This window comes from Sphaerotilus hippei (assembly GCF_003201595.1).
Taxonomy (GTDB): domain Bacteria; phylum Pseudomonadota; class Gammaproteobacteria; order Burkholderiales; family Burkholderiaceae_C; genus Sphaerotilus; species Sphaerotilus hippei.
The window spans coordinates 300,859-318,094 of record NZ_QJJS01000003.1; the positions used below are offsets into that span (position 1 = coordinate 300,859).

At 68.0% G+C, this 17,236-nt stretch carries 13 protein-coding genes; 11 read left to right on the plus strand and 2 right to left on the minus strand.

Features of this window, described 5'->3' with window-relative positions:
- The first annotated feature begins 101 nt into the window (after positions 1-101).
- The 9 genes from C7444_RS20185 (at position 102) to serB (ending at position 12,875) form a co-directional block, all read left to right on the plus strand.
- Entirely contained in the window at positions 102-278 is a 177-nt protein-coding gene (locus C7444_RS20185) for a hypothetical protein (RefSeq protein ID WP_170130634.1), read from the plus strand.
- 113 nt (positions 279-391) lie between these two features.
- Positions 392-1,024, plus strand: a complete 633-nt coding sequence (locus C7444_RS05090; RefSeq protein WP_110399742.1) for an FABP family protein — start codon at positions 392-394, stop codon at positions 1,022-1,024.
- A 98-nt stretch (positions 1,025-1,122) separates the two neighbouring features.
- Complete coding sequence (gene mfd / locus C7444_RS05095; RefSeq protein ID WP_110399743.1) at positions 1,123-4,605, plus strand: transcription-repair coupling factor; 3,483 nt, start codon at positions 1,123-1,125, stop codon at positions 4,603-4,605.
- Positions 4,606-4,837: 232 nt separating this feature from the next.
- Positions 4,838-7,324 (plus strand): EcoAI/FtnUII family type I restriction enzme subunit R, encoded by a 2,487-nt coding sequence (gene hsdR, locus C7444_RS05100; RefSeq protein WP_110399744.1) that lies wholly within the window; start codon positions 4,838-4,840, stop codon positions 7,322-7,324.
- Between the two features lie 86 nt (positions 7,325-7,410).
- Positions 7,411-8,886 carry a type I restriction-modification system subunit M gene (locus C7444_RS05105; protein ID WP_110399745.1) on the plus strand — a complete coding sequence of 492 codons (1,476 nt, stop codon included), beginning with the start codon at positions 7,411-7,413 and terminating at the stop codon, positions 8,884-8,886.
- Positions 8,883-9,695, plus strand: coding sequence for a PDDEXK nuclease domain-containing protein (locus tag C7444_RS05110; RefSeq protein ID WP_110399802.1), 813 nt, complete (start codon positions 8,883-8,885; stop codon positions 9,693-9,695). Before C7444_RS05105 ends, C7444_RS05110 begins: the two co-directional genes overlap by 4 nt.
- On the plus strand, positions 9,692-11,380 hold the full coding sequence (locus tag C7444_RS05115; RefSeq protein WP_110399746.1) for a restriction endonuclease subunit S: 1,689 nt from the start codon (positions 9,692-9,694) through the stop codon (positions 11,378-11,380). Before C7444_RS05110 ends, C7444_RS05115 begins: the two co-directional genes overlap by 4 nt.
- 127 nt (positions 11,381-11,507) lie before the next feature.
- Entirely contained in the window at positions 11,508-12,002 is a 495-nt protein-coding gene (locus C7444_RS20855) for a DUF4405 domain-containing protein (protein WP_211317480.1), read from the plus strand.
- Between the two features lie 159 nt (positions 12,003-12,161).
- Positions 12,162-12,875: a phosphoserine phosphatase SerB gene (gene serB, locus C7444_RS05125; protein ID WP_375136904.1), complete on the plus strand. Its 714-nt coding sequence runs from the start codon at positions 12,162-12,164 to the stop codon at positions 12,873-12,875.
- 24 nt (positions 12,876-12,899) lie between these two features.
- Here the strand turns inward: serB and C7444_RS05130 are convergent, their stop codons facing one another.
- Both C7444_RS05130 and rraA read right to left on the minus strand, forming a co-directional pair.
- Complete coding sequence (locus tag C7444_RS05130) at positions 12,900-13,775, minus strand: HDOD domain-containing protein (protein WP_170130635.1); 876 nt, start codon at positions 13,773-13,775, stop codon at positions 12,900-12,902.
- A 108-nt stretch (positions 13,776-13,883) separates the two neighbouring features.
- On the minus strand, positions 13,884-14,411 hold the full coding sequence (gene rraA, locus C7444_RS05135; RefSeq protein WP_110399748.1) for a ribonuclease E activity regulator RraA: 528 nt from the start codon (positions 14,409-14,411) through the stop codon (positions 13,884-13,886).
- A gap of 138 nt (positions 14,412-14,549) precedes the next feature.
- Here rraA and C7444_RS05140 point away from each other — a divergent pair, with 138 nt between their 5' ends.
- Both C7444_RS05140 and C7444_RS05145 read left to right on the plus strand, forming a co-directional pair.
- Positions 14,550-16,001, plus strand: a complete 1,452-nt coding sequence (locus tag C7444_RS05140) for a roadblock/LC7 domain-containing protein (protein ID WP_110399749.1) — start codon at positions 14,550-14,552, stop codon at positions 15,999-16,001.
- A gap of 64 nt (positions 16,002-16,065) precedes the next feature.
- A complete protein-coding gene (locus C7444_RS05145) occupies positions 16,066-17,235 on the plus strand; it encodes a hypothetical protein (RefSeq protein ID WP_146219352.1) in 1,170 nt (389 codons plus the stop codon).
- The last annotated feature ends 1 nt before the right edge of the window (position 17,236 follow it).

The window sequence follows — 17,236 nt, forward strand, 5'->3', positions numbered from 1 at the left end:
GCTTTTCCATCTGATCGAGATGAGACTATTCAATTCGACCAATCAATAGTCATTGATTAAATTCTCTCCATGCCCGACCGGGTCAACTCCAGGAGCGACCGATGCAAACGACCCCCACCTCCCTCCCTCAGACCGCCGGCATGAATCCGGGCCACGCCCGGCCGGATCCGCGGTCGGCAGCGCCGGTGTCACCCCGCCGATGGCTCGGCCTGGCCCTGGTGGGCGCCGGCATGCTGATCGGCCTGGGTGACGTCGCCCGCCACGCGGGCGCTTCCTGAGGCACCGCCCGGACCACCGGCGGCGACCGGCGGCGACCGGCGCGGCCCGGACACCGGGTTGCGGCCATGTCCTGGACTAAAGTGGGGGCACCGCACAACCAACGCCCGCGACCATGAGCGACACCCCCAAGGACATCTACACCGAGCCCCGCGACATCGACGTCGACACCCTGGCCAACCTGGGCCCGCTGCGTGGCATGGCGGGCCTCTGGCAAGGCACCCGGGGCCTGGACGTCAAGCCCAAGGCCGAAGGCCCGAAGAAGCAGGCCTACGTCGAGCGCATCGAGCTGCAGCCCATCGACCCGCAGACCAACGGCCCGCAGCTGCTGTACGGGCTGCGCTACCACACCTTCGTCACCAAGCCCGACCAGATCAAGACCTACCACGACCAGGTCGGCTACTGGCTGTGGGAGCCGGCCACGGGCGCGATCATCCACACGCTGACCATCCCGCGTGGCCAGGTCGCGCTGGCGGGGGGCACGGCCGCGGCCGACGCCACCGAGTTCGAGCTGAACGCCACGCAGGGCCTGGACACCTTCGGCATCTGCTCGGCGCCGTTCCTGGACGAGGCGTTCAAGACCACCTCGTTCCGCATCAAGGTGACGATCCACGCCGACGGCACCTGGAGCTACGACGAGGACACGGTGCTGCAGATCCGCGGCCAGGCCGAGCCTTTCCACCACACCGACCGCAACACGCTGCACCGGATCGGCGAGCCCACGCCCAATCCGCTGGCACGCGGCTGAGCGCCCCTAGAATTCCCCGCTTCTGAACGCGCGGCCCGGCCACGGCGGACGACCCCGCCCCACGCAGGGCGGCGCTGTCGCCATTTCCGGTGCCCCGCATGCAGCTCCCCTCGATCGCCTCCGGCAAACGCTACACCGTTGCCCGCCCCGTCGGTTCGGCCGACGCCCTGCTGCTGGCGCAGTTCGCCCGCGGCCGCCAGGCCGCCGGACAGACGCTGGCGATCATCGCCGCCGAGCCGGCCGACGTGCAGCGCCTGCCCGACGAGCTGGCCTTCTTCGCCCCGGAGCTGCGGGTGGCCGTCTTCCCCGACTGGGAGACGCTGCCCTACGACAACTTCAGCCCGCACCAGGACCTGATCTCCGAGCGCCTGGCCACGCTGTGGCGCATCCGCAGCGGCGAGGTCGACGTGGTGCTGCTGCCGGCGACCACCGCGCTGACGCGCCTGGCGCCGCCGTCCTTCATGGCCGGCTACACCTTCCACTTCAAGACCCGGCAGAAGCTCGACGAGGCCGCGCTGAAGTCGCAGCTGACGCTGGCGGGCTACACCCATGTCGGCCAGGTGGTGTCGCCAGGGGAATACGCGGTGCGCGGCGGGCTGATCGACCTGTTCCCGATGGGCTCGCTGGTGCCCTTCCGGGTCGACCTGTTCGACAACGAGATCGACTCGATCCGCGTCTTCGACCCCGACACCCAGCGCAGCCTGTACCCGGTGCCCGAGGTGCGCCTGCTGCCCGGGCGCGAGTTCCCGATGGACGAGGCCGCCCGCACCGCCTTCCGCGCCCGCTGGCGCGAGCGCATGGACGGCGACCCGACCAAGGCCAGGCTCTACAAGGACATCGGCACGGGCATCGCCACCGCCGGCATCGAGTACTACCTGCCGATGTTCTTCGACGAGACGGCGACCTTCTTCGACTACCTGGGCAGCGATGCCGCGCTGGTGCTGCACGGCGAGGTCAACGAGGCGCTGGACCACTTCTGGACCGACACGCGCGAGCGCCACAAATTCCTGCAGCACGATCCGGAGCGGCCCATCCTGCCGCCCGAGGCGCTCTACCTGCGGCCCGAGGAGTTCTTCACCGTCTGCAACCGCCACGCGCAGCTGGCGGTGCGGGGGAGCGAGCCGGTCGACTGGGCCCGCCCGCTGCCCGACCTGAGCGTGCAGCGCGGCGGCCAGGACCCGCTGCGGCGGCTGGAAGAACACCTCGAGCGCATCCGGCGCCCCGCACCGGCGGGCGAGCGTGCCACCCGGGTGCTGCTGCTGGCCGAGAGCGCCGGGCGGCGCGAGAGCCTGCTCGAGCTGCTGCGTGACCACCGGCTGGAGCCGCCGTCCATCGACACGCTGGCCGCCTTCCTGGCCTGCGACCAGCCCTACGCGATCACCACCGCGCCGATGGCCGCCGGCTTCTTCTGGACCGATGCGGCCGCGGCCTTCGGCGTGCAGCTGGTCACCGAGACCGAGCTGTTCGACGCCACGCCCACCGCACGGCGGCGCCGCAAGCAGGAGCAGACCAGCGACGTCGACACGCTGATCAAGGACCTGTCGGAGCTCAAGGTCGGTGACCCGGTGGTGCACGCCAACCACGGCATCGGGCGCTACCAGGGGCTGGTCAACCTCGACCTGGCCGGCAACGGCCAGCCCTCCGAGTTCCTGCACCTGACCTATGCCGACGACGCCACGCTCTACGTGCCGGTGTCGCAGCTGCAGCTGATCAGCCGCTACACCGGCGTCAGCGCCGACGAGGCGCCGCTGCACCGCCTGGGCTCGGGCCAGTGGGAGAAGGCGCGCCGCAAGGCCGCCGAGCAGGTGCGCGACGCCGCCGCCGAACTGCTCAACCTCTACGCCCGCCGGGCCGCGCGCGAGGGTTTTGCCTTCCGCTACTCGCCGCAGGACTACGAGGCCTTCGCCGCCAGCTTCGGCTTCGAGGAGACGGCCGACCAGGCCGCCGCCATCCATGCCGTCATCCAGGACATGATCAGCCCGCGCCCGATGGACCGGCTGGTCTGCGGCGACGTGGGCTTCGGCAAGACCGAGGTGGCGCTGCGGGCGGCCTTCGTCGCGGTCACCGGCGGCAAGCAGGTCGCGCTGCTGGCCCCCACCACGCTGCTGGCCGAGCAGCACTACCAGACGCTGACCGACCGTTTTGCCCAGTGGCCGGTCAAGATCGCCGAGATGAGCCGCTTCCGCTCGCCCAAGGAGGTCAAGGCGGCGATGGCCGGCCTCGCCGACGGCACGATCGACATCGTCGTGGGCACGCACAAGCTGCTCAGCCCGGAGACGAAGTTCAAGAACCTCGGCCTGCTGATCATCGACGAGGAGCACCGCTTCGGCGTGCGCCACAAGGAGCAGATGAAGGCCATGCGCGCCGAGGTCGACGTGCTGACGCTGACGGCCACGCCGATCCCGCGCACGCTGGGCATGGCGCTCGAAGGGCTGCGCGACCTCAGCGTCATCGCCACCGCGCCGCAGCGCCGCCTGGCCATCAAGACCTTCGTGCGCAACGAGACCGGCGGCACGATCCGCGAGGCGGTGCTGCGCGAGCTCAAGCGCGGCGGCCAGGTCTACTTCCTGCACAACGAGGTCGACACGATCGAGAACCGGCGCCAGAAGCTCGAGGAGATGCTGCCCGAGGCGCGCATCGCCGTGGCCCACGGCCAGATGCCCGAGCGCGAGCTGGAGCGTGTCATGCGCGACTTCGTCGCCCAGCGCCACAACATCCTGCTGTGCTCGACCATCATCGAGACCGGCATCGACGTGCCCAGTGCCAACACCATCGTCATCAGCCGGGCCGACAAGTTCGGCCTGGCGCAGCTGCACCAGCTGCGCGGGCGCGTGGGCCGCAGCCACCACCAGGCCTACGCCTACCTGCTGGTGCCCGACATCGAGGGCCTGACCAAGCAGGCGCAGCAGCGCCTCGACGCCATCCAGGCGATGGAGGAGCTGGGCAGCGGCTTCTACCTCGCGATGCACGACCTGGAGATCCGCGGTGCCGGCGAGGTGCTGGGCGACCACCAGAGCGGCAACATGATGGAGGTGGGCTTCCAGCTCTACAACGAGATGCTGTCGGAGGCCGTGCGGGCGATGAAGGCCGGCGAGGAGCCCGACCTGCTCTCGCCCACCGGCTTCTTCGGCGCCAGCACCGAGGTCAACCTGCACGCCCCGGCGCTGCTGCCCGACAGCTACTGCCCCGACGTGCACGTGCGGCTGAACCTCTACAAGCGCCTGGCCACCGCCGACCGCGGCGAGAAGATCGACACGCTGCTCGAGGAGGTCACCGACCGCTTCGGCAAGCTGCCCGCGCAGGGCCAGGCGCTGTTCGACCTGCACCGCCTGCGGGTGCAGGCGCGGCCCTACGGCATCACCAAGATCGACGCCGGCCCGGCGGTGATGAACATCCACTTCCGCCCCAACCCGCCGATCGACGCGATGCGCATCATCGACCTGGTGCAGAAGAACAAGAACGTCAAGCTCGCGGGCAACGACAAGCTGCGCATCGAGCGGGCCTACCCCGACCCGAAGGACCGGGCGCAGTACATCCGCGACGTGCTGCGGGCGCTGGGGCAGCCCATCGTCATGACCTGAAACCCGAAATGAACTGACCCCTTGAAGTTTGTCCAACTTCTTGGGGTCAGTTCAAACCCGGGGCGATTCAGGTTTCAGGAAGTGCCTTGAACAGGGGGGACGGTCTGCATCCAGCGCGCGCTCTGGATGTGTGATGATTCTCAAAAGTGCCGCGAAGCACTGACAAGAATCAATCACAGCCTTGGCCGAGACCACCAGAACACGTGCGTCGCCGGCTGGCCCAGGGAGTTTCATGGACAAACGCCGCCTCAGCGAGAGCGACATCTGCGACAAGTTCATCCGCCCGGCCATGGAGCGCGCGGGCTGGAACGGCATGGACCAGATTTACCGGGAGTACCCGCTGCGTGCCGGGCGCGTGGTGGTGCGGGGCCGCAAGGCCAAACGCGATATTTCCACCGTGCTGCGCGCCGACTACGCGCTGTTCCACAAGCTCAACATTCCGCTGGCGGTGGTGGAGGCCAAGGACAACAACCACGCGGTCGGCGCCGGCATGGCGCAGGCGATCAACTACGCGCAACTGCTCGACGTGCCGTTCAGCTTTGCCAGCAACGGCGACGGTTTCATCTTCCGCGACGCCACGCTGGCCGACGGCGTGCTGGAGCGCGTTCTCACGCTCGATCAGTTCCCGTCGCCGGCCGAACTGTGGGCCAAGTACTGCGCCTGGAAAGGCTGGACACCCGAGGTGCGCAAGGTCGCCGAGTTCGACTACGCACCCGCCAAGACGCCGCGCTACTACCAGCTCAACGCCATCAACCGCACGGTCGAGGCGATTGCCCAAGGGCGCCAGCGCGCGCTGCTGGTCATGGCCACCGGCACCGGCAAGACCTACACCGCCTTCCAGATCATCTGGCGCTTGTGGAAGAGCGGCGCCAAGAAACGCATCCTGTTCCTGGCAGACCGCAACATCCTGATCGACCAGACCATGGTCAACGATTTCCGCCCCTTCAAGGGCGCGATGGCCAAGCTGAGCGCCAATGCAAAAGGCGTCGAACGCGTCGACGCGCAGGGCCAGGTCACGGTCGAGGACGTCACGCTCGCCGTCAACAAGACCACCAAGCAGGTCGACAAGAGCTACGAGATCTACCTGTCGCTGTACCAGGCGGTCACCGGAACTAACGACGAGAGCAACATCTACAAGCAGTTCTCGCCCGACTTCTTCGACCTCATCATCGTCGACGAATGCCACCGCGGCAGCGCGGCCGAAGACTCGTCGTGGCGCGAGATCCTGAGCTATTTCAGCAGTGCCACCCAGGTCGGCCTGACCGCCACGCCCAAGGAAACCGAAGCCGTTTCCAACAGCGACTACTTCGGCGAACCGATCTACACCTACAGCCTCAGGCAGGGCATCGAAGACGGCTACCTCGCGCCCTACAAGGTGGTACGCATCGACCTCGACCGCGACACCTTCGGCTGGCGCCCGACCGAGGGCATGACCGACAAGCTCGGCAACGTCATCGAAGACCGCATCTACACCGGCGCCGACATGAACCGCCGCCTGGTGCTGGAGCGCCGCGACGAGGTGGTGGCGGCCAAGATCACCGAATACCTCAAGGCCACCGACCGCCACGCCAAGACCATCGTCTTCTGCGAGGACATCGACCACGCTGCCCGCATGCGCTCGGCCCTGAGTAATGCCAACGCCGACATCTGCCAGACCCAGCCACGTTACGTGGTGCAGATCACCGGCGACAACCCCGAAGGCAAGCGCGAACTCGACAACTTCATCGATCCTGACAAGCCTTACCCGGTCATCGCCACCACCTCCAAGCTGATGAGCACCGGCGTCGATGCGCAGACCTGCAAGCTCATCGTGCTGGACCAGAACATCAAGTCGATGACGCTGTTCAAGCAGATCATCGGCCGAGGCACCCGGCTGCGCGAGGACCTGGACAAGACCTGGTTCACCATCCTCGACTTCAAGCGGGCCACCGAGCTGTTCGCGGACAAGGACTTCGACGGCGAGCCGGTGCAGGTCTACGAACCGAAAGGGGATGAGCCGGTGGAGCCGCCCGAGCCGGTGGCGCCTGTCGGTCCGGACGGCCAGCCCGTCGAGGGCGAGACGCCGACCGGGGATGGCGCAGCGCCCGGCGATCTGCCGCAGCCCGGTCCGCTCGGCCCCTTCGGCGATGGCGACGGCGACGGCGGGCCGCGGAAGTACGTCATCGGCGGCACGGTGAACGTGTCCGTGGCGCGCGAGCGGGTGCAGTACCTGAACGCCGACGGCAAGCTCGTCACCGAGAGCCTGCGCGACTACACGCGCATCCACCTCGGCAAACGCTTCGACTCGCTCGACCAGTTCCTGCAGACGTGGAACAGCGCCGAGCGCAAGGCGGCGCTGCTGGCCGAACTCGAAGCGCAGGGCATCTTCTTCGACGCGCTGGCCGACGAGGTGGGCCGGGAGCTGGACCCCTTCGACCTGCTGCTGCACGTCGCCTACGGCCAGCCGCCATTGACGCGCCGGGAGCGGGCGCGGCGGGTGAAGCAGCGCAACGTCTTCACCGCGTACGGGCCAATGGCGCGCAAGGTGATGGACGCGCTGCTGGACAAGTACGCCGACGAGGGCATCGCCACCATCGAAGGCCAATCCGTGCTCAGCGTGCAGCCCTTCACCGCGCTCGGGCGGCCGGCCGAACTCATCAAGAGCTTCGGCGGTCGGCCGCAGTACCTGCAGGCGCTGAACACGCTGGAGCGCGAGCTGTACGCGCCCGCACAATCCTGACCCTGCGCGCCGCCGCGCCGCCGCTCTGCCGATCTCCCGAACCCGACCAGCTCCGACTGGTCCCGCCCTTCCCTACCGGCTTCTCCATGTCGAATCTCTCTGCAGTCATCAAATCCATCCAAGACGTCATGCGCCAGGACAGCGGCCTGGACGGCGACGCCCAGCGCATCTCGCAGCTCACCTGGCTGCTGTTCCTGAAGGTGTTCGACGCGCTCGAAGAAGAGCTGGAGCTGACCCGCGACGACTACCGCAGCCCGATCCCCGAGCGCATGCGCTGGCGGAACTGGGCGGCGGACGCCGAGGGGATCACGGGTGATGCGCTGTTGAGCTTCGTGGACAACGAGCTGTTCGTGACGCTGAAGAGCCTGAGCGCCGACCCGCAGCGCAACCCGCGTGGCTACGTGGTGCGCGGCGTGTTCGAGGATGCCTACAACTACATGAAGAGCGGGCAGTTGCTGCGGCAGGTGATCAACAAGCTCAACGCCATCGACTTCAACCGCCAGAGCGAGCGCCACCAGTTCAACGACCTGTACGAGAAGATCCTCAAGGACTTGCAGAGCGCGGGCAACGCGGGCGAGTTCTACACGCCGCGGGCGGTGACGCAGTTCATGGTGGACATGGTGGACCCGCGGCTGGGCGAGCGGGTGTTCGATCCGGCGACGGGCACGGGCGGCTTCCTCGTCTGCGCGATCGAGCACCTGCGGCGGCAGGTCCACAACACCGAGCAGGAGGCGGTGTTGCAGGCCAGCGTGCTGGGGGTGGAGAAGAAGCAGTTGCCGCACATGCTGTGCGTGACGAACCTGATGCTGCACGGGATCGAGGTGCCGAGTTCGGTCCGGCATGACAACACGCTGGCGCGTCCGCTGCGGGACTACGGGGCGGCGGACCGGGTGGATGTCGTGCTGACGAACCCGCCGTTCGGGGGCATCGAGGAGCCGGGGATCGAGCAGGGGTATCCGGCCGACGTGCGCACCAAGGAGACGGCGGACCTGTTCCTGGTGCTGATCCAGCATCTGCTGAAGCACAACGGGCGGGCGGCGCTGGTGCTGCCGGACGGGACGCTGTTCGGCGAGGGCGTGAAGTCGCGCATCAAGGAGCAACTGCTGACCGAGTGCAACCTGCACACCATCGTGCGGCTGCCGAACGGGGTGTTCGCGCCGTACACGGGGATCAAGACCAACCTGCTGTTCTTCACCAAGGGGGCGCCGACCCAGTCGATCTGGTACTACGAGCATCCCTATCCGGCGGGCGCGAAGAGCTACAACAAGACCAAGCCGATCCGGATCGAGGAGTTCGAGGCCGAGAAGGCGTGGTGGGGCAGCGAGGCGGACGGGTTCGCGGCGCGGGTGGAACACGAGCGGGCGTGGAAGGTGGACATCGCGGCGATCAAGGCGGCGGGCTGGAACCTCGACCAGAAGAACCCGCACGCGCCGGACGCGGTGAGCCATGACCCGGACCAGTTGCTGGCCGACTATGCGCGGCTGCAGGGCGAGGCGCAGGGGTTGCGGGATCGGCTCAAGGCGATCCTGGCGCAGTCGCTGGGAGGCGTGCAATGCGCATGAACAAAAAGAAAGCCACGGCGCCCGCGGACAAGACGGGCCTCGCCGCTGTCGAGGGCGATCCGGCGCAGGCACTCTACGCGCAAATCCAGGCGGTCCTGAGCCAGGCTCGGCAACAGGTGCGCCGCCAGATCAACCAGGCCATGGTTCAGGCTTACTGGCAGGTCGGGCGCCTGATCGTGGAGCATGAACAGGCGGGGCAGTCGCGGGCCGCGTATGGCGAGCAGGTGCTGGCCCAATTGGCTGAACGGCTCTCGGCCGAGTTCGGCCCTGGGTTTGCCGTGCAGAGTCTGCGCAACTACCGCCAGCTCTATCTGACGCTGCCGGATGACGAGATTCGCTCCACGCCGTGGAGCGAATTGGGCTGGTCGCACCTGCGGGCGCTGATGCGCGTGGCCGATCCTGCCGCCCGGCAGTGGTACGCCCGCGAATCGGTCAGCCAGACCTGGAGCGTGGCGGCACTGAGCCGGCAGATCAGCACGCTGTACTACCAGCGCCTGCTGTCCAGCCAGGACCGTGCGGGTGTGGAGGCGGAAGCACAGGCGCTCATCCGCCGCGATGTCGGGCAGCTCGACATGTACGTGCGGGTATTCGACGAACGGGTGCGCCAGCCGGATGACCACCCGACCATCGGCCTGATCCTGTGCTCGGAGCGCAACGAGGCCGTGGCGCGCTATTCGCTGCTGGCCGAGGGTCGCCAGCTTTTTGCCAGCCGCTACCAGCCGTGGCTGCCCACGGAGGCGGAATTGCAGGCCGAACTGACCCGTGACCGTGCACGGATCGAACTCGCTCAACCGGAGGACCGGGCATGACGCCGTTGATCCCGCATTTCGACCTGCTGGCCACCGCGCCCGGTGGCGTGGCGCGGCTGCGCGAGTTGATCCTGACGCTGGCGGTACAGGGCAAGCTGGTGCCGCAGGAGGCGGGGGATGAGCCGGCGAGTGTGTTGTTGCAGAGGATTCGGGCGGAGAAGGATCGGTTGATCGCTGCGGGGGAAATCAAGCGAGATAAGCCGATGGCTGAAATCTCTGATGAGGAGTTGCCATTTGAAATTCCGACTGGCTGGACTTGGGCGCGCATACCTGCGCTGACATACAGCCTTGGACAAGGCGAGCCGAGCACTCCCTTTACGTACATCGATGTAGCCGCGATCGAAAATATCAAGGGCGTGATCACGAATAATATTCAGGTCATACACCCTACGGACGCACCTTCTAGAGCCAGAAAGAATGTTGCTGTCGGCACAGTCTTGTACTCAACTATTCGCCCGTACCTCAAGAATATCGCCATCGTGGAGCAGGACTACCAACCCCGCCCGATTGCGAGCACTGCGTTCGCCACCATGCACCCGCATCAGGGCTTAATATCAAGGTATCTACTGACATATCTTAGAAGCAAGCCTTTCACAGATTTCGCAAATAGTAAATCTGTTGGCATTGCGTACCCCGCTATTAATGACGCAAATTTCTTTCAGGGTCTTATTGCACTTCCCCCAACTGCCGAACAATCCCGCATCGTCACCCGCGTCGAAGAACTGATGCGCCTGTGCGATGCCCTCGAACAGCAGCGCCAGCTCGAAACCGCGCAGCACGTCAAACTGCTGAACACCCTGCTCGGCACGCTGACCGACTGCACCTCGCCCGACGAACTCGCCGCGCACTGGCAGCGCGTCAGCGACCACTTCGACCTGCTGCTCGACCGCCCCGAAGCCGTGGACGCGCTGGAGCAAACCATCCTGCAACTCGCCGTGCGCGGGCTGCTGGTGCCGCAAGACCCGGCGGACGAGCAGGCGAGTGTGTTGTTGCAGAGGATTCGGGCGGAGAAGGATCGGCTGATTGCGGCGGGGGAAATCAAGAGGGATAAGCCATTAACCGCAATTACGGATGAAGAAAAACCGTTTGCGCTGCAAGAGCCCTGGGCGTGGGTGCGGGTCGGTGACCTTGTAGAGATGTTGAATGGCTACGCATTCAAGAGCGAGTGGTTTAAAAATATCGGGACTCGGCTTTTACGAAATGTGAACATCAGTCATGGGCACATAGACTGGTCGCAACCCGCGTTTGTCGATTCATCGACGGCAGATGCTTTTTCATCGTTTGCCCTCAAAGCAGGCGACATCGTGCTATCTCTTGATCGCCCCATAATTTCAACTGGCCTGAAATATGCGATCGTGAAAGCAAGTGATTTGCCATGTCTTCTTCTACAACGAGTTGCCAGGCTGTCCCCTTATGCGGCCGGCATGTCTGCTGATTTCTTTGTGCTTTGGCTGCAGTCAGATTTATTCATGCGGACAATTGATCCCGGACGCAGCAACGGTGTGCCACATATTTCAACAAAGCAGGTGGCGAATTTGGTGATTGGCTTGCCGCCACTCGCCGAACAAGCCCGCATCGTCGCCCGCGTCACCCAACTCCGCAGCCTCTGCGCCGACCTGCGTCAGCGCCTGTCAGCTCGCCAGAGCACGCAAAGTCGTCTGGGCGAGGCTCTGGTAGAGGTTTGAATCCGCCCTCCATCAACGCGGCGACTGACCTTCGTCATGCCGACACAAAAAGACATGCACGCGCCATGGCCGCGCAGCAGGTCCGGCGCCAGAATCAGGGTAAACACCAACTGAACTGGAGCTCGCCATGAACCTGCAACGCCAATGGGTGACCCCGCTGACCATCGGTGCCTTCGTGCTGATGGCGGTGACCGGCGTCCTGATGTTCTTCCACCTCGACCGCGGCCTGAACAAGCTGGCGCACGAGTGGCTGGGCTGGGTCATGGTGGTCGGGGTGGTGCTGCACTCGGTGGTGAACTGGGGCGCCCTCGTGCGCCACTTCCGGCAGACCACCGGCCGGGTGCTGATCGGCGTGTTCGTGCTGGTGCTGGGGCTGTCGTTCTTCGCCGGTGCGGGCCAGGGCGGCGAGCCGCCGTTTGCCGCGCCGGTGCATGCGCTGGCCCGCGTGCCGCTGTCGACGCTGGCGCAGGTGGGCGGGCTGACCAGCGAGCAGCTGCGCGCCCGGCTGCAGGCCGCCGGCGTCACCGCGGCCACCGAGCAGCAAAGCCTGGAGGCGCTGATCGGTGCGGACCTGCGCCGGCAGGTGCAGGTGCTGGGGGCGGTGCTGAAGAAGGCGCCCTGAACGGACCTCGGGCGAAGACACGGACACAGGCACGAACACGGGCAGGCGCAGGGGCACAGCGGTTACGATCACGCGCCTGAACGGCGCCGCAGCCTGCGGCGATGGCGCCGGCCTCACCCTGCTGACACCGGCGCCGCCGGTGCGCCTGACCTGCTACTGATGCACATGACCCGAGAAATTGCACCCGGCCTGGTGGTCCAGGGCTGGACCCCTCCCCTGGCACTCGCCGACTTCCGGCTGATCGCGTTCGACATGGACTCGACGCTGATCAACATCGAATGCATCGACGAGATCGCCGATGCCGCCGGCCGCAAGGCGGAGGTCGCCGCGATCACCGAGGCGGCGATGCGCGGCGAGATCACCGATTTCAAGGACAGCCTGCGCCGCCGCGTGGCGCTGCTGCGGGGCGTGCCGGCCAGCGCGCTCGAGGCGGTCTTCCGGGAGCGCCTGCAGCTCAACCCGGGTGCCGAGGCGCTGGTGCAGGCCTGCCGGGCGGCGGGCCTGAAGACGCTGCTGGTGTCGGGCGGCTTCACCTATTTCGCCGATCGGGTGCAGGGCCTGCTGCAGCTCGACCACACCCGCAGCAACATCCTGGAGATCGTCGACGGCGTGCTGACCGGCGGGCTGGTCGAGCAGGACTGGGGCGACATCTGCGACGGCGCCGAGAAGCGCCGCACGCTGCTGGCGACCTGCGAGGCGATCGGCTGCCGGCCCGAGCAGGCCATCGCGGTGGGCGACGGCGCCAACGACCTGCCGATGATGGAGGCCGCCGGCCTGTCGGTGGCCTACCACGCCAAGCCGCGGGTGCGTGAGCAGGCGATGGTGGCGATCAACGAGGGCGGCCTGGACCGCCTGCTCGAGCTGCTGCGCTGAGCCGGCGGCACGGCCGCCGCGGACTCAGAAGCTGAGCTCGAGCTGGCTGTAGACCTCGTCGGCCCAGGCGTCGAACTCGTCGGGCGTCAGGCCCAGCACCCGCAGGGCCTGGTCGCCTCCGCGCTGCCATTCGGCGTGGCGGTTCAGCCCGGTGTGGCACTGGATGATGCGGTCGGCCACCAGGCCGAGCGCCACCAGCAGCTTCAGGCGCGGGGCCACCGGCGCGACGAAGACGCGGTAGTCGTGGTGCACGCTGACCGCCTCGACCACCTCGCTGTCGATGCCCCAGCTGTGGGCCAGCGCGGCGCCGACGGCGGCATGGTCGGTGCCATGGCGCCCGCGCTCGACGTCGGTGAACGGGCGGCGGCCCAGGTTGGCCTCGGCCAGCGTGACCTGGTAGCTCGGCGTGGTGCAGTGCTGCATCAGCAGCGGGATGCCGACGTCGCAGAACAGGCCGAAGGTGTGGGCGACGTCGGGCTCGATCTCGCCATGGCGCTGCGCCAGCCAGCTGGTGACCATGCCACGCTTGCTCGCCACGTCCCAGAAGCGCTCGAAGGTGGGGCCGCGCCCGGACCAGACCTGGCGCATGACGTGATCGGTGAGGATGCTGATGCAGCGCTGGGCCCCCAGCCGCTCGAAGACCAGCCGCAGCGTGCCGGCCGGCCGCAGCAGGCCGGCCAGCGGGGTGTTGGCGGTGCGCATCAGCGCCGAGGCGATCGCCACGTCGCCCGCGGCCAGCTGCACCAGCACGTCGGTACGGGGTCGGGCGCGGGCCAGCTCTCCGCGCAACTGCACCAGCAGGCCCGGCTGAGGCGGCACGTCGTAGCCCTCGATCAGGGCTTCGAGGCGATGCACATCCTGCGTGCGTGCGAGCAGTTCGGTCACCAGAGGTGCATTCATGTGGGGCATTCCGTTCACGCGACAGCACGGAACAGCCGGTTGCTGTCGCGCCTGCATGGTTTTATCGACCGGAGCCTGCCCGGATGTACCCCTGTCGCGCGACTTTTTTCAGGCGCGGCGATCCATGACGACGATGCCGTCCTCGTCGGCGTAGAGCCAGTCGCCCGGGCGGACCCAGACGCCCTGGATCTGCACCGCCAGATCACGCTGGCCGGGCTGGCGGCGCTCGGTGGGCAGCGGCATCAGCGCCAGCGCCCGGATGCCGGTCTGGCTGACGGCCAGCTCGGCCGCGTCCCGCACGCAGCCGTCGACCACGACGCCGGCCCAGCCGTTGCGGGCCGCCGCGGCACCGAGGTTGCCGCCCAGCAGCGCCCGGCGCAGCGAGCCGCCGCCGTCGACCACCAGCACCTGGGCCACCGGCCCCTGCGGCGTCTGCAGGCGGCCATCGCTCTCGACCAGCTGCTTGACCACCGTGTTGTCCTCGTGGCATTTCACCGTGACCACCGGGCCGGCGAACTTGCGCACCGCGCCGTAGTCGCGGAACACCGGCGCCAGCACCCGGAAACTGCCGTCGGTGACGCCCTTGTGGAGGTCACAGAGGTCGCAGGTCGCAAAATCGGTCAGGGCCATGGTCATGTCGCTCCATCGTTTCGTCGTTCGGAAAAAAGGAGTATCGCGATCATTGCCGCATCCGTGCTGACAAGTCCGGCGCGCGTTATGCTCGGTCACCCCGATCGATCCACCCCCCGCGGCTCCACCTCGAGGGCACCCCCCATGCTCAAGAGCCTCTTCGGCGACCTCTACCCCTCCCGCTCGCAACCCATCCGGCGCTCCGGCGAGACGGACTTCGTGGCCACCGCCATCCTCGAGCACGTCAGCGGGGAGATGAACGAGGCCGGGCAGATCGTCGACCGGCACGAGCAGGACCTGTTCGTCATCGGCTCGGCCGCGCAGGCCATGCGGGCGCACTACACCAGCGTCCAGGAGAACGTCGATCCCACCCAGCGCAACATCACGCTGCTGGACCCGACCCGCATGTGGGCCGGTGCGGTGGTGCGGGCGCTGTCGGACGCCAGCGGCCAGCCGATCGAGCGCCTGCACCTGCGTGAACAGGCCTCGCTGGCCACGCTGGCGATGATCGAGCGCACGACGCTGTCGCGGCGCCAGGAAGAGACGCTGAAGGTCTACCACGCCGACGTGCGCACCCCGGGCAGCGACGGCCTGGCCATCCCGATGGCGCTGATGGAGCGCTCGGACCTGGCGGTCATCCTGATCGGGCCGCTGTCGCCCACCGCCATCGACCAGCTGCTGGCGTCGGTGCTGAACGCCTGCCGCTCGACGACCTGGCGCTGCCCGCACCTGCTGTTCATGCTGCCGGTGGGCGCACTGTGGATCGCCAGCAAGGTCAGCGCCCTGCCCTGGCCCGCGAGCATGCAGGTCGACAGCCTGTGCGAGCCGCTGACCAGCGCCAGCACGGTCTGGAACAAGCTGCTGGCGCACTGGGCCCGGCTCAAGACCCGCCCGACCGCCGAGCGGGGCCGGACCCTGGCCGGCACCGCCACGACCACCACGACCAACACCCCCGCGACCCCGACCGCCGCGGACGGCTTCTTCCGGCTGCCCCCGGCCCCGACACGCGGTCCGGGCGTGATGCAGGGTCTGGCGGCCGACACCGGCTTCGGGCCGATGCAGACGCTGCCGGCCACCACCGGCCACACCCAGTTCGGCACGCTGCCGGCCGAGACCGCGGGCAGCGCCATCACGCCGATGCGGCTGCACCTGCCCGCCGTGGCGCCGGAAGCCCCGGCCGACCCCGGCGTGTCGGCCAGCCGCTTCGACCTGCTCAGGACCCCGCCGGAGCGCCGCCAGGCCGAGGCGATCCTGAACTCGCTCGCCCACCTCGACGGCGTGATCTTCACCGCGCTGGTCGAGCTCGACACCGGCCTGGTGCTGGCGAGCAACACCCGGGGGCCGGACGTCGACCGGGCCGCCGCGGCCGCCTCGGACGTGCTGCGCGCGCACGCCAACTCGCTGCGCCTGATGGGCCACCCCCGACCGGGCGATCCGGTCGACGAGGTGCTGGTCACCGCCGGCAGCCGCTACCACATCATCCGCACGCTGCAGGCCCACCCCAGCCATTTCCTGCTGGCCGTGCTCGACAAGCTGCGCAGCAACCTGGCGATGACGCGCTTTCGCGTGATGGAAGCGCAGCAGCAGTTCAGCTGATCCGGACAGGATTGCGCTTATCCTAGGCGGATCACGTCAGCGTGTGCTGCCGCTCCACCCGCCCATGCTCAATCTCAAATCCAAGCGCCCCGCCTCGTCGTCCCGTGTCCCGTCCACGCCGCCGGCCACGCCCCCCGAGGCCCCGGCCGCGGCGGACGGCGCCGTCAGCGTGACCGTGCGGGAGCTGCTCACCCGCGAAGCCATCCCGAAGGCGCCGCCGCTCGAATACCTGTTCGCCCGCGAGGGCTCGATGCCCAGCAGTTGCATCGTCTTCTGGGAGCCCGCCCGCAACTGGCCGCTGTTCAGCATCAGCCAGGTGGCCACCGGCCCGCGGCCGAAGGTGACGGAGACCCGGCTGCGGCAGGAGCAGGCCAGCCAGGTGCTGGCGCAGATCCAGCACACGCGCCTGCCCACCCCGGACGGCCAGGACCTGGGCATCGTGCGCATCAAGGCGGCGCTGACCGATCCGATGGGCGCCGCCGTGGCGCTGACGCTGCTCGAGCAGGCCGACCGGGCCGTGGTGCTCGCCGGCGGCTCCGGCGACCGGGAACTGGTGCGGCGCATCCAGGAACATTTCGAGCGTTCGCCCTGGGACGGCCCGTCCATGCTGATGCTCACGCCGGCCGACAAGCCCCAGCGGGCCGAGCGGCTGCGCAAGGCCGCGTGGCCGAACGCGCTGCGGGTGCATGTGCTCGAGACCTTCGCCAGCCCGGCGCCGGACTGGCCGCTGCAGCTGGTGTCGATGGTCACCGGGGCCGACCTGTCGGGCACGAACACCCGCGACGAGCTGCGCGGCGTGCCGCCGGCCGCGGATCCCGATGCGGCGCCGGTCGAGGGCGGCGACAGCCTCTGGCCGCAGGACGTGGCCAGCGACGCCACGGCGCTGTCGGCCGAGATGCCGCTCGCGCTGGACCTGACCGCGGCCGCACCGGGCGTGCTGGCCTGCGCGATCGTCGATCGTCGCCGCCGCGCGGTGCTGGGCTCGCGCGGCGAGGACGGCCGCATCAAGCCCGTGCTGGGCGACCTGGTGGCGCTGTGGAAGCTGCATGACCGCCGCCGGGAGCAGGAGCCGCTGTCGGAGCTGTCCTTCGTGCGGGGCGAGCAGCACTGCATCGCGCTGCCGGTTCCCGGCCAGGCCGAGCTGCTGCTGATGGTGGTGGCCAGCACCTCTTTCGGCGACCCGGCCCTGGTGCGCTGGCAGATGAAGGTCGCGCTCAACCACTTCGACACCTGAG

Coding starts and splice junctions, on each gene's coding strand:
- mfd (WP_110399743.1), top strand. CDS start 1,123: ATGCAGCTCCCCTCGATCGCCTCCGGCAAACGCTACACCGTTGCCCGC.
- C7444_RS05115 (WP_110399746.1), top strand. CDS start 9,692: ATGACGCCGTTGATCCCGCATTTCGACCTGCTGGCCACCGCGCCCGGT.
- C7444_RS05130 (WP_170130635.1), bottom strand. CDS start 13,775: ATGAATGCACCTCTGGTGACCGAACTGCTCGCACGCACGCAGGATGTG.
- C7444_RS05145 (WP_146219352.1), top strand. CDS start 16,066: ATGCTCAATCTCAAATCCAAGCGCCCCGCCTCGTCGTCCCGTGTCCCG.
- C7444_RS20855 (WP_211317480.1), top strand. CDS start 11,508: ATGAACCTGCAACGCCAATGGGTGACCCCGCTGACCATCGGTGCCTTC.
- C7444_RS05140 (WP_110399749.1), top strand. CDS start 14,550: ATGCTCAAGAGCCTCTTCGGCGACCTCTACCCCTCCCGCTCGCAACCC.
- C7444_RS05110 (WP_110399802.1), top strand. CDS start 8,883: ATGAACAAAAAGAAAGCCACGGCGCCCGCGGACAAGACGGGCCTCGCC.
- hsdR (WP_110399744.1), top strand. CDS start 4,838: ATGGACAAACGCCGCCTCAGCGAGAGCGACATCTGCGACAAGTTCATC.
- serB (WP_375136904.1), top strand. CDS start 12,162: ATGCACATGACCCGAGAAATTGCACCCGGCCTGGTGGTCCAGGGCTGG.
- C7444_RS20185 (WP_170130634.1), top strand. CDS start 102: ATGCAAACGACCCCCACCTCCCTCCCTCAGACCGCCGGCATGAATCCG.
- rraA (WP_110399748.1), bottom strand. CDS start 14,411: ATGACCATGGCCCTGACCGATTTTGCGACCTGCGACCTCTGTGACCTC.
- C7444_RS05090 (WP_110399742.1), top strand. CDS start 392: ATGAGCGACACCCCCAAGGACATCTACACCGAGCCCCGCGACATCGAC.
- C7444_RS05105 (WP_110399745.1), top strand. CDS start 7,411: ATGTCGAATCTCTCTGCAGTCATCAAATCCATCCAAGACGTCATGCGC.